Source organism: Nocardioides hankookensis, from assembly GCF_042658885.1.
GTDB lineage: Bacteria > Actinomycetota > Actinomycetes > Propionibacteriales > Nocardioidaceae > Nocardioides > Nocardioides hankookensis.
Genome location: NZ_JBHSRJ010000005.1, coordinates 222,859 through 236,020 on the forward strand (window position 1 = coordinate 222,859; position 13,162 = coordinate 236,020).

Here is a 13,162-nt window from a genome sequence, read left to right on the forward strand (position 1 = left end):
CTCAGGCGTCCCAGGTCCGCAGCCAGATGGTGTGCTCCGACTCGGTGAGCTTCGCGAGCGCGTCGTCGGGCAGTGGGTCCAGGGTGTCGGTGACGACGTACCCCTGCTCGCCGCGCGTGGAGAGGTACTGACCGGTCACGTTGGCGCCGGAGTCCGCGAGGACGCCGTTCACGCCGGCGAGCACGCCGGGGACGTTGACGTGCAGGAAGCCGATCCGGTGGCCGGCCTGGAGCTGCGGCGCGAGGACGGCGGGCACGTTGACCGAGAGCTCGGTGCGGCCCTCGAGGGAGAAGCCCGCGAGCTTGCCGGCGACGAAGTAGCCGATCTCCTCCTGCGCCTCCTGGGTGGAGCCGCCGACGTGTGGGGTGAGGATCACGTTGTCGAGGCCACGCAGGACCGACTCGAACTCGTCGCCCTGTGCCTTCGGCTCGACCGGGAAGACGTCCAGTGCGGCGCCGGCGATGTGGCCGGAGAGGATGTGGTCGCGCAGCGACTCGGTGTCGACGACCATGCCGCGGGCGGCGTTGATGAAGATGCTGCGCGGCTTCATCTTCGCGAACTGCTCGGCGCCGAAGAAGCCGGCGTTGCCCGGCCGGCCGTCGACGTGGAGGCTGACGACGTCCGCCTTCTCGAGCAGGTCGTCGAGGGTCTTCATCCGCTGCGCGTTGCCGTGGGCGAGCCGGTCGGCGGTGTCGAAGAAGATCACCCGCAGGCCGAGGGCCTCCGCGAGGTTGGACAGCTGGGTGCCGATGTTGCCGTAGCCGACGATGCCGAGCGTGCGGCCGCGGACCTCGTGGCTGCCCTTGGCCGACTTGTCCCAGACGCCCTCGTGCATCTTCTGGGTCTTCTCGGTCAGCCGCCGCGCGAGCGCGATGATCTCGCCGATCACGAGCTCGACGACGCTGCGCGTGTTGGAGTACGGCGCATTGAAGACCGCGATGCCGCGGTCCGCCGCGGCCACCAGGTCGACCTGGTTGGTGCCGATGCAGAAGCAGCCGATCGCCAGCAGGTCGGGCGCGCCGTCGAGGACCGCCTCGGTGATGTGGGTGTTGGAGCGGATGCCCAGGAGGTGCACGCCGGGCAGCGCCGCCAGCAGCTCCTCCTCGGAGAGGGAGCCGGTCCGCAGCTCGACCTCGAATCCGCGCGCCTCGAGGATCTCGACGGCGACCGGGTGGATGTTCTCGAGCAGCAGCACCTTCACGATCGACCAGCCTAGGCGCGCCGCGCGCCGGAACCGAACCCGCGCCGGAGCGTGGACTCGGTCAGCCGTCAGCGGAGGTCAGGGTCGCATCCAGTGGGGATGGCTGCGGCTGCCCTTGCAGACGTAGCGGCGGCCCTGGGCGTCCCAGCCGCTGCGGCCGTACTTGCTCTGCGGGCAGAACTGGCCGCCGCGGATGCAGCTGCCACTGGACGTGTGGGTGCACGAGCGCACCTGCGCCGCCGTGGAGCCTGGCCGGAGGCCGTGGTGCCGGCGGTGGCCGGCGTCGCGACGAGTCCGGCGAACACGAGGGTGAAGGTCACCATCAGGGTCCGGAGCTTCATGCCGTGACGCTAGGCACGAGATCCGCTCCTGGCTGCCGGACGGCCGAGTCTTTGCCGAGCCGACCAGACCAGCGAGTTCGACGTCGCTCCGGGTGGCGGGGCGGCATAGTTCGCCCCATGCCTCGTCGTACCGGCCGGACCGCGGCCCTCGTCTCGCTCGCCCTCGCTGCGGCCCTGCTCGTCGGAGGGCTCGTCGTGACGGGGGGCGGGGTCGCCGCGGCGCCTGCTGGCCGGTCGGGCGCCCGGGGCGCCTGGGAGGTCCGCTCGCTCGGCGCCGGGCAGTACGCCGTGAGCTGGACGTCGCCGTCCCGGCTGCCCCTGACCTCGGACCGGCCGACGGTCGTCGGCCCGGCCGGGTGGCTGATCGGCACCTCGACGATCGCACCGGACGGCCGCACGGTCCGGGCGCGGGTGGCCGCACCGACCCGGCCGGACGCCGACCGGCTCGACGTGGTGCTCTCGGGGGACCGTCTCGACGTGGTCGGCCGCGACCGCTCGCAGCGCGGCGCCGCGGCGGTCGACCCGCCGCTGGACCTGCCGGGCACCCAGACCCTGCCGGTCGACCCGGCGACGCCCGGCCCGTACGCCGTCACCACCTCCGACTACACCCTCGACCCGGTCTCGGTGCCGGGCATGCGCACGCCGATCGAGATGGTCGGCCACGTCGTCGAGCCCGGAGCAGCGGAGGCGACCGGACCCCGGCCGCTGGTGCTCTTCCTGCACGGCCGGCACGGTGTCTGCTACGACCCGTCCGACCCGGACGCCTGGTCGGAGAACTGGCCCTGCACGGCGCCGTTCCAGGAGATCCCGAGCCAGCTCGGCTACGACTACATCCAGCAGGTGCTGGCCTCCCAGGGCTATGCGACCGTGTCGATCCGGGTCAACGGCATCAACGCCCAGGACTTCGCCGCCGCCGACGGTGGCGCCGACGCACGTGCCCGCCTGGTGCAGGCCCACCTCGACCACTGGGTCGGCCTTGCCGCCGCGCACCAGGTCGACCTCTCCCGGGTCGTGCTGGTCGGGCACAGCCGTGGCGGCGAGGGCGTGGACCGGGCATCGATCCGGATCCCGCTGACCGCGCCGTACCGGGTGGTCGGCCAGGTGCTCATCGCCCCGACCGACTTCGGCGCCCAGGCGGCGCCGTACGTGCCGACCGTGACGCTGCTGCCCTACTGCGACGGCGACGTCAGCGACCTCCAGGGCCAGAAGTTCACCGACAGCGGCCGCGACCTGACCGCTGACGACACGTCGCTGAAGAGCAGCGTCCTGGTGATGGGCGCCGACCACAACTTCTTCAACTCCGAGTGGACGCCCGGCGCCTCGGCGGCGCCCTCCTCCGACGACTGGGCGGGCGCGACCGACCAGACCTGCGGCACCGGCGACCCGCAGCGGCTCAGCGCCGCCGAGCAGCGTGCGGTCGGCACGGCGTACGTCGCCGGCGCGGTGCACCTCTTCGCGGCCGGCGACCAGTCGGTGCTGCCGCTCTTCGACGGCTCGCGGGCCCGGGTCGCCTCGCAGGGCGACGCCCAGACGCTGAGCGCCGCGATCGGCGGGGGCCGGGCGCTGCGGGTGCCGGGGACCTCGACCGGGCTCACGCTGGCCGACGGCGCGACGACCCGCTTCTGCTCGGGCGTCTACGACAGCGGCCGGATCGCCCTGTGCGGGCGCGACGCGGGTGCCGCCGCCGCGACGCCGCACTGGCCGATGAGCGGTGAGCGGATCCCGGTCCGCACGTTCTTCGAGATGGCCTGGACGGCGAGCGGCCAGACCGGCGGGATGCTGCTCAGCAGCCCGCTCGACCTCACCGGCCGACGGCTGGAGCTGCGCACCATCGTGGACGGCCGGGCGAGCACGGCGGTCCGGGTCCGGATCACCGACGCCGACGGTGCGAGCGCGCTGCTCGACCCCGTCGGCGGCGACGCGCTGCCGACCCTCGGCTCAGCACCCGAGGTGCGCAAGCTCTGGGCGCAGACCCTGGCCGTCGACCCGGCCGGCGCCGCGGTGGACCTGACCCGGGTCGTGGCGGTCGACCTCGTCGGCGTCAGCAACCGGGGTCGGCTCTGGGTGGCCGACCTGTCGTCGGCGCCGGCCACGCTCGCCGCCGTACCGGCCCGGCGGCTGCCGACCATCGACCTCTCCCGGGTGCGGATCGCCGAGGGCGCGGGCGGCGCGAAGGTCGCCCAGGTCCCCTTCCACGTCAACGGCGTGCTGACGGCGCCCGCGCGCTTCGTGGTGCTGACGGTCGGGCAGGCGCGCGGCGACCTGCAGCGGTTCCCGGTCGACCTGGCGCCCGGGCAGACCGGTGGCACGATCCCGGTCGGGTACGTCGCCGACCGGCGCGCCGACTACCGGCGTCTCGTGACCCAGGTCGCCGCTTGGCCGACCCACAACGTGGTGACGGACCGCTACGTCGGCGACCTCACCGTCCAGGACGACGATCCGCGACCGGTCATCCGCGTCCGCACGGTCGCGCGGCGGGTGACCGAGGGGCAGCCGGCGCAGTGGCGGATCCGGATCGACCGCCCGGCCGACCTCGACGTGACCGTCACCGGTCGGGTCGTGCACGGCCCCGGCCGGCCCGTCCGGGTCGCCGACATCGCGTCGTCCTGGACCGACCTGCACGTCGGCCCGGCCAACTCGAGCAAGCCGCTGTGGTCGCTCGGCGCGATGACGTACGACGTCCTGGCCTCGGGCCAGCGCGAGTTGCTCGTCTCGATCCCGACGGCCAGGGACGACGAGACCGAGGCGCCCGAGACGCTCACGCTCCGCTTCCGCGTCGGGAAGGAGTCCTACCGACGCACGGTGACGGTCGTCGATCGCTGACGCGCGTCAGAGGAGCGACGCCACGATGCCGATGACGATGACGGCGAGCGCCACCGCGAGGATCGCGACGAAGATCCCGGGGCCGGCCCGCTTCTGGCGCTCCAGGCCGAGGCGACCGCCGGAGAACTGGTGGTACGGCGGCGCGTAGAACGTGTCGACGGTCTGCCCCTCGACCACGTCGACGTCGAGCGCGGCGCGGCCGTAGGTGCGGACCCAGATGCACTCGACGTCGATGTGCCAGGCGCCCGGCGGCACCGGGAAGACGTTCTCGCCGTAGTGGGACGCCACCGGGTACCCGTTGAGCCTGACCTTCGGCGAGATCATGTTGCTGGTCATCACGCTGCCCTGGACCGTCATCCGGATCCATCCGGTCGGTGCCGGGGCCGGCTGCTGCTGCGTCACGAGACCCAGCATGGCGTGCAGCCGACCCCGGTGGGAATGCCCGGGACCGACGGATCAGTCGCCCTTCACGTTCACGATCTGGCGCAGCGTGTGCCGGACCTCGACCAGGTCGGCGGCGTCCGCCATCACCTGGTCGATGTCCTTGTACGCCGCCGGGATCTCGTCGATGAACGCGTCGGTGTCGCGGTATTCGATCCCGACCATCGCCTCCCGCAGCTGGTCACGGGTGAACGTCCGCCGCGCCCGCGACCGCGAGTACTCGCGGCCGGCACCGTGCGGCGCCGAGTTGAGTGCCACCGCGTTGCCCTTGCCGGAGACGACGTACGACGCCGTGCCCATCGACCCGGGGATCAGCCCGGGACGACCCGCCTCGGCGTTGATGGCGCCCTTGCGCGAGAGCCACACGTCCTTGCCGAAGTGGCGCTCCTGCTCGGTGTAGTTGTGGTGGCAGTTGATCTCCTCCTGCCGCTCCACCGGGCCGTCGACCCACTCGGAGAACTGACGGACGACGCGGTCCATCATCTCCTCGCGGTTGAGCAGCGCGTAGGTCTGCGCCCACCGCATCTGGCCGATGTAGGCGTCGAACTCGTCGGTGCCCTCCGCCAGGTAGGCGAGGTCGCGGTCGGGCAGCGGCACCCACCACCTCTCGCAGAGGTCGCGGGCGACCCGGATGTGGTGCTGAGCGATCCGGTTGCCGACCCCGCGCGACCCGGAGTGCAGGAAGAGCCAGACGCGCTGGAGCTCGTCGACCGTGACCTCGATGAAGTGATTGCCCGATCCCAGGGTGCCCAGCTGGAGCTCCCACCGCTTGGCGTACGCCGCAGGGTCGAAACCGGTCTGCTCGGCCAGCTGCGTCAGCTGCTCGAGGCGCTCGCGGGTGTGCTCGCGGCTGACCTTCCGGTTGCTGGCGCCGGCCGAGAGCGGGACGGCCCGCTCGATGGCCTCGCGGAGCGGTCGGCGGTCGGCCGGCAGCTCGTCGGCGGCGTACTGGGTGCGCACGGCGATCATGCCGCAGCCGATGTCGACGCCGACCGCGGCCGGCATGATCGCGCCGAGGGTCGGGATGACCGACCCGACGGTCGCACCCAGTCCCAGGTGGGCGTCGGGCATCAGCGCGAGGTGCGGGAAGATGAACGGCATCGTCGACGCCGTCATCGCCTGCTCGCGGGTGCCCTGCTCGAGGATCGAGGCCCAGCTCATGAGCCTCGTGGTGATCTGCTCCATCGTCTTCTCCTGCTCGGTCCTTCCTTGCGCTCTTCTCGCCGACCGGTCGGTCGGCGACGCGTCAGGCTAGGTACGCCGAATGGGGTTGCACATCGCATTTCGGGTGTGCGTCGGCGCGCCGCTCGCTACCGTCGTGGGATGGCGCGCGCGGGACGGCTGGCCCTGGTGCTGGGGGCGTCCGCCGCTGCGCTCGTGCTGGTGCCGCTCGCGGGAGGTGCCGAGGCCCGGCACGGGTCGGGCGCCGTCGCCGTGCCGGACCGGCTCGCGGGCTACTCCCACCTGATGGCGGACGTCTCGGCCGCCCCGCCGGGCCGCGCGGTGGCGCTCTACCAGCACGGCTTCGGGGTGGAGCTCCTGGACGCCCCGCAGGCCGTGGTGCTGGCTGCCGACGACGACGTCTACCGCCGGCTCGGTGCCGCCGAGAGCAGGGGTGGCGCGGAGACCCAGGGCGACCCGGGGCCGATGCTGCTCTCGCCCGACGGGCTCCACGTCGCTCTCGGTGACCACGACTCCCGCGCCGCGGACCTCGGGATCGTCGACCTCGGCTCCGGTGACCTCACGTCGTACGACCTGCCCGAGGCACGCAGCGTGATCCCCGTGGCGTGGGCGCCCGACGGCAGCCGGGTCGCGTACGTGTCGGACGGCACCGCGACGAACCCGTACGCCGGTGGGCCGGTCGTGGGCGACCTCGTGGTCCTCGACCTGGCGTCGGGGGAGACGTCGCCGGTGCCGGGTGGGATCGACGTGTCGGTGGCGGCGTTCTCGCCGGACGGCGACGAGCTGGCGATGCAACGCAGCTCCGGGTCCGGTGGCCTGGCGGTGGTCGACCTGTCGTCCGGCGCCGTACGCCGGGTGGACGCCGTCGGCCGGCTCGCCGGTCCCGACGCCTGGTCGCCCGACGGCAGCCTGCTGGCGCTGGCCGGGCCGTCGGAGCTGTCCTTCGTCGAACCGGGAGGGGCGGGCGCACCGCTCACACTGGCCCGCCCGGACCTCGACGGCATCCTCGGGTGGACGGGCAGCCGCGAGGTCGCCGTGCTCGAGTCCTCCGGCTCCGACGACGCCACGATCACGGCGTACGGGCTCGACGGGGGCAGCCGCCCGCTGACCGCGATCCGCGACCTCGGCAGCTACGGCGTCGGCCGCCTCCAGCTCGCCTCCGGCCTGATCGCCGACCTCCAGGTGCGCCCCGCCGGCTCGCCCGACCACGGCCCCTGGCCGCCGGCCTTCCGGATCGGCGTCGCCCTGGTCGTCGGCCTCGTGGTCGCCCTGCTTGCGGCGTTGGTGACCCGTCGCCGGCGGCCGACGACCGGCTGACGGGTCGCAATCTCGTTGCGCCAGGGGTTTCCGCCGTGCGTCACTGCCTTGCGTGACCCCGACCGTCGATGACTTCCAGGCCCTGGCGCGCAGCTCGCCCTGGCGCTGGACGACCCTGCACGTCCGGCACCGGGCGACACTGGTCGAGGACGGCGTGGAGGCGTGGGTGCGACGACCGGGTGAGCTCGTGGTGCGCCAGGCCGATGGCGAGGTCCACCGGGTGCACCAGCAGCCGGGGGCCGGGCGCGGCTACCTCTCGAGCGACCCCGACTTCGTGCCGCCCGAGGTGCGGGTCCCGCAGGACGTCGCGCCGACGTACCGGCCCGACGGTCTCGTCGCCGCCCGACCGGACGACTGGGCGATCGAGTACGACGACCCGATGTGGGTCAACTACCGCTGGGTGGCCGCACTGGACCCGGTCGAGCTGAGCCACCACGTGGCCGTCGACGACCTGCGGGTCGACACCGTCGGCGGCCGCCTCGCGTGGCGGGCGTCCGTGCGCGCGCTGCCGGGCTACGACCCGCGCTGCGGCGGCACCTGCTGCGAGCTGATCTGGAGCGATGCCGGTCGGCTCTGCGAGGTCGAGGACCCCGCGGAGGCCTACCACCCGCCGGGCTACGACTACCCGGACCACTACGCCGTGGCGCTCGACGTGCAGACCGGGATCGTGGTGCGCTGCCTGCCGGTCGACGGCGATCCGCGGAGTCCCTGGCTCGAGAACACCATCCTCGACGTCGGCTGACACACCACGCACCGCTTTCGTGCGGAAACAGGTGCCTGGTGTGTCACCGGCCGCGCGTCGGTCAGGCCCCGACGTCCTCCGCGTCCACGATCCGGTAGGCGTAGCCCTGCTCGGCGAGGAAGCGTTGCCGGTTCTGGGCGAACTCGGCGTCGACGGTGTCGCGGGAGACGATCGTGTAGAAGTGCGCGGTCTTGCCCTCGGTCTTGGGCCGCAGCAGGCGGCCGAGGCGCTGTGCCTCCTCCTGGCGTGAGCCGTAGGAGCCGGAGACCTGGATGGCGACCTCGGCCGACGGCAGGTCGATCGAGAAGTTCGCGACCTTCGAGACGACCAGCAGCCCGACCTCACCGGAGCGGAAGGCGTCGAAGAGCCGCTGCCTCTCCTTCACCGGCGTCTCGCCCTTGATGACCGGGGCGTCCAGCGCCGCGGCGAGCTCGTCGAGCTGCTCGATGTACTGCCCGATCACCAGCGTGGGCTGGCCCGGGTGCGACTCGACCAGCGACCGCACGACGTCGATCTTGTGGTGGGTGCAGGACGCCAGCCGGTAGCGCTCCTCGGGCTCGGCGGTCGCGTAGGTCAGCCGCTCCGACGACGGCAGCGTCACCCGCACCTCGACGCAGTCGGCCGGCGCGATCCAGCCCTGCGACTCGATGTCCTTCCACGGGGCGTCGTACCTCTTGGGGCCGATCAGCGAGAAGACGTCGCCCTCGCGGCCGTCCTCGCGCACCAGCGTCGCGGTGAGGCCGAGCCGGCGCCGTGCCTGGAGGTTGGCGGTCATCCGGAAGATCGGGGCGGGGAGCAGGTGCACCTCGTCGTAGACGATCAGGCCCCAGTCGCGGGCATCGAGCAGCTCGAGGTGGGAGTAGACGCCCTTCCGCTTGGTCGTCAGCACCTGGTACGTCGCGATGGTGACCGGTCGGACCTCCTTGACCGAGCCGGAGTACTCGCCGATCTCGTCCTCGGTGAGCGTCGTACGCCGGACCAGCTCGTCCTTCCACTGCCGCGCGGAGACGGTGTTGGTGACCAGGATCAGCGTGGTCGCCTTGGCCTCGGCCATCGCGGCCGCGCCGACCAGCGTCTTGCCGGCGCCGCAGGGGAGGACCACGACGCCGGAGCCGCCGTGCCAGAAGGACTCCGCCGCCTCGCGCTGGTAGTTGCGCAGGTGCCACTCGGTCTCGTCGAGAAAGATAGGGTGCGCCTCGCCGTCGACGTAGCCCGCGAAGTCCTCGGCCGGCCAGCCCAGCTTGAGCAGCGCCTGCTTGAGGTTGCCGCGCTCGGAGGGGTGCACCGCGACCGTGTCGTCGTCGATCCGCTCGCCGAGCATCCCGGCGACCTTCTTGGCGCGCAGCACCTCCTCGAGCACCGGGCGGTCGTTGGAGACCATGACCAGCCCGTGGATCGGGTTCTTCTCCAGCCGCAACCGTCCGTAGCGGGCCATCGTCTCCGCGACGTCAACGAGCAGCGCGTGCGGCACGGCGTACCGGCTGAACTCGAGCAGCGTGTCGACGACCTGCTCGGCGTCGTGGCCCGCGGCGCGGGCGTTCCAGAGCCCGAGCGGCGTCAGCCGGTAGGTGTGGACGTGCTCGGGGGAGCGCTCCAGCTCGGCGAACGGCGCGATCGCCTTGCGGCAGTCGGCGGCGCGCTCGTGGTCGATCTCGAGCAGCAGCGTCTTGTCCGACTGGACGATGAGGGGGCCGTCATTCACCGGACAAGCCTACGGACCGGGCGAAGTGCGCAGCCGTCGAGGCGCTCAGCTGTAGAGGCAGAAGGGGTGCCCGTCGGGGTCGAGCATCACCCGCACGGTCTCCTGCGGCTGGAACTCCGCCTGCGTCGCCCCGAGCTCGATCGCGTGCTCGACGGCGGTGGCGAGGTCATCCACCTCGAAGTCGAGGTGCAGCTGTTGCTGCTGGAGGTCGGCGGCCGACGGCCAGACCGGGCGCACGTGCTGCTCGTTGAGGTGGAACGCGATGTAGGCGATGCCGTCCGGCGCCCGCAGGGTCACCCAGTCCTCGTCGTCGTTCGCGATCTCCCACTCGAGGAGCGATGCGTAGAAGCGGCCGAGCTCGCGTGGCGTGCGCGAGTCGAGGACGACGCCCCAGTAGTCCTTGCGGGCCTTGCGGTCCGGGTTCGGGTCGTGCGTGATGCGTCCGCGCATGGGGTGACGCTACGCCTCGAGGGTTTCGTCGGTCGGCCGACAGAACTCACGCTTGGACGATGAAGCTTTGTCGTCCAAGCAGGAGTTTCATCGGTCGGCCGATGAAACTCACCCACGTGGCCGGCGGGGGCGCCGCTACGCCTCGATCGCGGCCTTGCGCCGTGCCCGGTACGCCGCGACGTTGGCGCGCGACGAGCAGCGCTCGGAGCAGTAGCGCCGCGAGCGGTTGGGCGAGGCGTCCACGAACGCGTTGGAGCACTGCGCCGAGGAGCACACGCCCAGCCGGTCGGCGCCGAGGTCGCAGACCAGCGTGGCCAGCCCGAGCAGCGACTCCCCGACCACCTGCTCAGCCACGCTGCCCGACCCGGTGCCGACGTGCAGGTGCAGGTTGGACGCGTCGTGGTCGGAGATCTGCGGCGTCATCGGGTGCCGGGTGAGCAGCCCGTTGAGCCCGCTCACGACCGCGGTGATGTCGCCGGCCTCACCGGCGTCGAAGATCGGGCGCAGCTCACGCTGGAGCTTGCGCAGCAGCATGCAGTCGCGATCGATCGCGCGCTCCTGGAGACCCGGGCGCCCGTCCAGGTACGCCACCAGCCCGTCGACCTCGCTGAGGTCGGCGTTCAGGAGCGAGGCCGCTGCCTCGGCGTACCGGATGAAGTCCACGATTCAATCTTACGGAGGGGTGCCTCACGGGGCCGGCAACGGCCGCACCGTGGTGATCCGGTGCACGGCGAAGGTGCGGACGTCGTCGCTGCGGTGGTCGTGGGCCGTGAGGCTGCCGCCGTCGAGCGACACGGGGTCGACGACCCGGTCGGTGCTGGCGCCCTGGTTGTCGACGTAGCCGATGACGACGGTGGTCCCGGTCTCGATCGCCTCGCGCAGCGCGGCCATCGATCCGGTCGGGGTCAGCCGGTCCGTCGGCACCGCTGGCCGCGTGGACTCGGCCCGGTCGCCGGCGCGGATGGCGCTGACCACCTGGCTCGCGAGGGCGGTCTCGCGGGCGGAGCGCTGGGCGCGGCCCCGCGACTCCTTCGGCGTCCGCGCGCGCAGCACGTCGGCCCGCGCGACGTGCACGCTGCCGTCGGGTGACTCCACGACGGGTGCGATGCCGAGGTCGCGCAACCGGGGGAGCAGCACGTCGATCGGCGTCGTGCTGATGACGACCGTGGGGGCCAGGCGGCGCAGGCCGAGCGTGGCGGCCTTGGGGTGGTGCAGCAGCTCGACCAGCGCCGCCTCGTCGTCGGCGCGCAGGAACGCCTCGGCGTGACCGACCCGCACCGAGCCGAACGTCCGGGCGGTGTCGTCGACCAGGTAGGTGAGCGGCTGGGGCACCGGGGTCCGCGAGACCGACGCGATGAACTCGTGCAGCTCCACCGCGGACCAACCGGTGTCGAGCGCGCGGCGTACGGACCCGGGCGTGAAGCGGTAGACCGTGGCCCCGCCGCGCGACTCGACGTCCGCGACCAGCTGGAGCTGACGAGCCAGCTGCGACTCGAGCGGACCGGGCGCGACCGCGGTCAGGTCGGCCTGGAGCAGCACGTGCTCGACCGGTGTGGGCAGCAGTGCGGCGAGGCCGGCGGACGCCTGGTCGTGCTCGCCACCGATCAGGAGCCGGCCGTACGACGCCAGCCCGCCGAGCGCCGCGACGCCGAGCGCGGTGGCCTCCTCGACCGCCCACACGACCTGGTCGGCGCGGGTCCGCGGGCGACGGGGACGCAGCCACTCGACCTGTGAGCGCAGCGACGGGACGCCGGTGCCGGTGGCCAGCACGGTGCCGGGCGCGAGCTCCTCGAGCACCCCGAGCGAGAGCTGTCGGGTCTCGACCTGGTGCACCCCGGAGAGCTCGGGGGCGAGGGCGTTCCACGTCTTCCCGGCGGGGTCCCGCGAGCCGACGAGACCGGGCAGCCGGGGGCTCTCGAGCCAGGCGCCGACCAGGGTCAGCCACCGCTCGGCGGTCGGCCGCGCGGTCCAGGCGTCGAAGGCGTCGGTCGGGATCCACCGCGGCGAGCCGTCGGGACCGGCGGCGGTGGACAGCAGGCCGGCGGCCGAGGCCACCTCGACGAGCAGTGCCGCCACCGGCTCGGTGGCGTGCAGCTCGATCGCCAGCGCGCGCAGGTCGCGGACGCCGAGCCCGCCGCTGCGCAGCGCCCCCGGTGGCCGGGTGCTCCATGCGTCGAGCATCAGCTCCACCTGGTGCACGGCCTCGAACGCCGCACCGGCGGCGGCGCGGTCGACCAGGTCCTGGCCGCGCTCGGAGGTCGCCAGCTCGGGCGGCTCGTCGACGGCGTACGACGTCGTGTGCCCGCCGCGCAGCGCGAGCCCCACCTCGCCGGGAAGCACGACACTGGTGCCCGGGCGCGGGACCAGCAGGCGGCGGGCCAGCAGCTCCTCGGCCGGGGTGCTCGCGTCCTCGGGCAGCACCGTGTGCCGCGACGTGCCGGTGGTGGCGGTGCCGCCCGCCTCGAGGACGTGGTCGAGGAGCGCCCGGGCCTGGGGGGAGATGGCCTCGAGCCGCTCCGCGACCTCGGCTGCGGTCAGCGGGTCCGCGGACACCGGGCGCAGCCCGCTCACTCCCGGCGTACCCGGCGCGAGAGCCTCGGCGACGGTCGTGAGCGGCCGGATCCCCTGCGGGCTCTCCCAGGCGAGGGCCAGGTCGAGCAGCGACTCCAGCGCCGCGCGCACCGACGCGGGTTCGGCGTGCACGACGTCCACCAGCTCGTCGGCGCTGGTTTGACCCACGACGACAAGGGCATCAAGCACACAGAGCTCGCAGCGGTTCAGCTGGTCGAGCGCGCGTAGGACAGAGGACCGGGTGGCCGCCCGCGAGGCGAGCTGGCCGGAGTCGTGAGGGGCTGGAGTGGCGAGATCGGGGCGCAGGTGCAGCAGACGGGACAGCCGTTCGACCGGCCAGCCGCGGAGCTGGTCGGCGAGCGTGCGGTACGCCGTCGTGGACATCCCTCCCA

General features: G+C 73.0%; 11 protein-coding genes. 3 read left to right on the forward strand and 8 right to left on the reverse strand.

The genetic code is table 11. The annotated features are described in order from the left end of the window. Position 1: 1 nt before the first annotated feature. Both serA and ACFPYL_RS15575 read right to left on the reverse strand, forming a co-directional pair. Positions 2-1,201 (reverse strand): phosphoglycerate dehydrogenase, encoded by a 1,200-nt coding sequence (gene serA / locus ACFPYL_RS15570; RefSeq protein ID WP_379156060.1) that lies wholly within the window; start codon positions 1,199-1,201, stop codon positions 2-4. A gap of 78 nt (positions 1,202-1,279) precedes the next feature. Then, positions 1,280-1,432 (reverse strand): hypothetical protein, encoded by a 153-nt coding sequence (locus ACFPYL_RS15575; protein ID WP_379156062.1) that lies wholly within the window; start codon positions 1,430-1,432, stop codon positions 1,280-1,282. Between the two features lie 227 nt (positions 1,433-1,659). Here ACFPYL_RS15575 and ACFPYL_RS15580 point away from each other — a divergent pair, with 227 nt between their 5' ends. Further along, positions 1,660-4,365, forward strand: a complete 2,706-nt coding sequence (locus ACFPYL_RS15580; protein WP_379156065.1) for a hypothetical protein — start codon at positions 1,660-1,662, stop codon at positions 4,363-4,365. 6 nt (positions 4,366-4,371) lie between these two features. Here the strand turns inward: ACFPYL_RS15580 and ACFPYL_RS15585 are convergent, their stop codons facing one another. After that, positions 4,372-4,767, reverse strand: coding sequence for a hypothetical protein (locus ACFPYL_RS15585; RefSeq protein WP_379156067.1), 396 nt, complete (start codon positions 4,765-4,767; stop codon positions 4,372-4,374). A 54-nt stretch (positions 4,768-4,821) separates the two neighbouring features. Beyond that, the gene (locus ACFPYL_RS15590) at positions 4,822-5,991 is read right to left on the reverse strand and encodes an RtcB family protein (RefSeq protein WP_379156070.1); all 1,170 of its coding nucleotides are present in this window, start codon (positions 5,989-5,991) and stop codon (positions 4,822-4,824) included. A gap of 138 nt (positions 5,992-6,129) precedes the next feature. Here ACFPYL_RS15590 and ACFPYL_RS15595 point away from each other — a divergent pair, with 138 nt between their 5' ends. Together ACFPYL_RS15595 and ACFPYL_RS15600 are read left to right on the forward strand one after the other, a co-directional pair. After that, complete coding sequence (locus tag ACFPYL_RS15595; RefSeq protein ID WP_379156072.1) at positions 6,130-7,305, forward strand: TolB family protein; 1,176 nt, start codon at positions 6,130-6,132, stop codon at positions 7,303-7,305. A gap of 52 nt (positions 7,306-7,357) precedes the next feature. Next, positions 7,358-8,047, forward strand: coding sequence for a hypothetical protein (locus ACFPYL_RS15600; RefSeq protein ID WP_379156075.1), 690 nt, complete (start codon positions 7,358-7,360; stop codon positions 8,045-8,047). 61 nt (positions 8,048-8,108) lie between these two features. Here the strand turns inward: ACFPYL_RS15600 and ACFPYL_RS15605 are convergent, their stop codons facing one another. The 4 genes from ACFPYL_RS15605 to ACFPYL_RS15620 form a co-directional block, all read right to left on the reverse strand. Further along, entirely contained in the window at positions 8,109-9,749 is a 1,641-nt protein-coding gene (locus tag ACFPYL_RS15605; protein WP_379156077.1) for a DNA repair helicase XPB, read from the reverse strand. 45 nt (positions 9,750-9,794) lie between these two features. Then, on the reverse strand, positions 9,795-10,199 hold the full coding sequence (locus ACFPYL_RS15610) for a VOC family protein (RefSeq protein WP_379156079.1): 405 nt from the start codon (positions 10,197-10,199) through the stop codon (positions 9,795-9,797). Positions 10,200-10,334: 135 nt separating this feature from the next. After that, positions 10,335-10,862 carry a CGNR zinc finger domain-containing protein gene (locus ACFPYL_RS15615; protein ID WP_379156082.1) on the reverse strand — a complete coding sequence of 176 codons (528 nt, stop codon included), beginning with the start codon at positions 10,860-10,862 and terminating at the stop codon, positions 10,335-10,337. A gap of 24 nt (positions 10,863-10,886) precedes the next feature. Beyond that, on the reverse strand, positions 10,887-13,154 hold the full coding sequence (locus ACFPYL_RS15620; protein ID WP_379156085.1) for a helicase-associated domain-containing protein: 2,268 nt from the start codon (positions 13,152-13,154) through the stop codon (positions 10,887-10,889). Between the last annotated feature and the right edge of the window lie 8 nt (positions 13,155-13,162).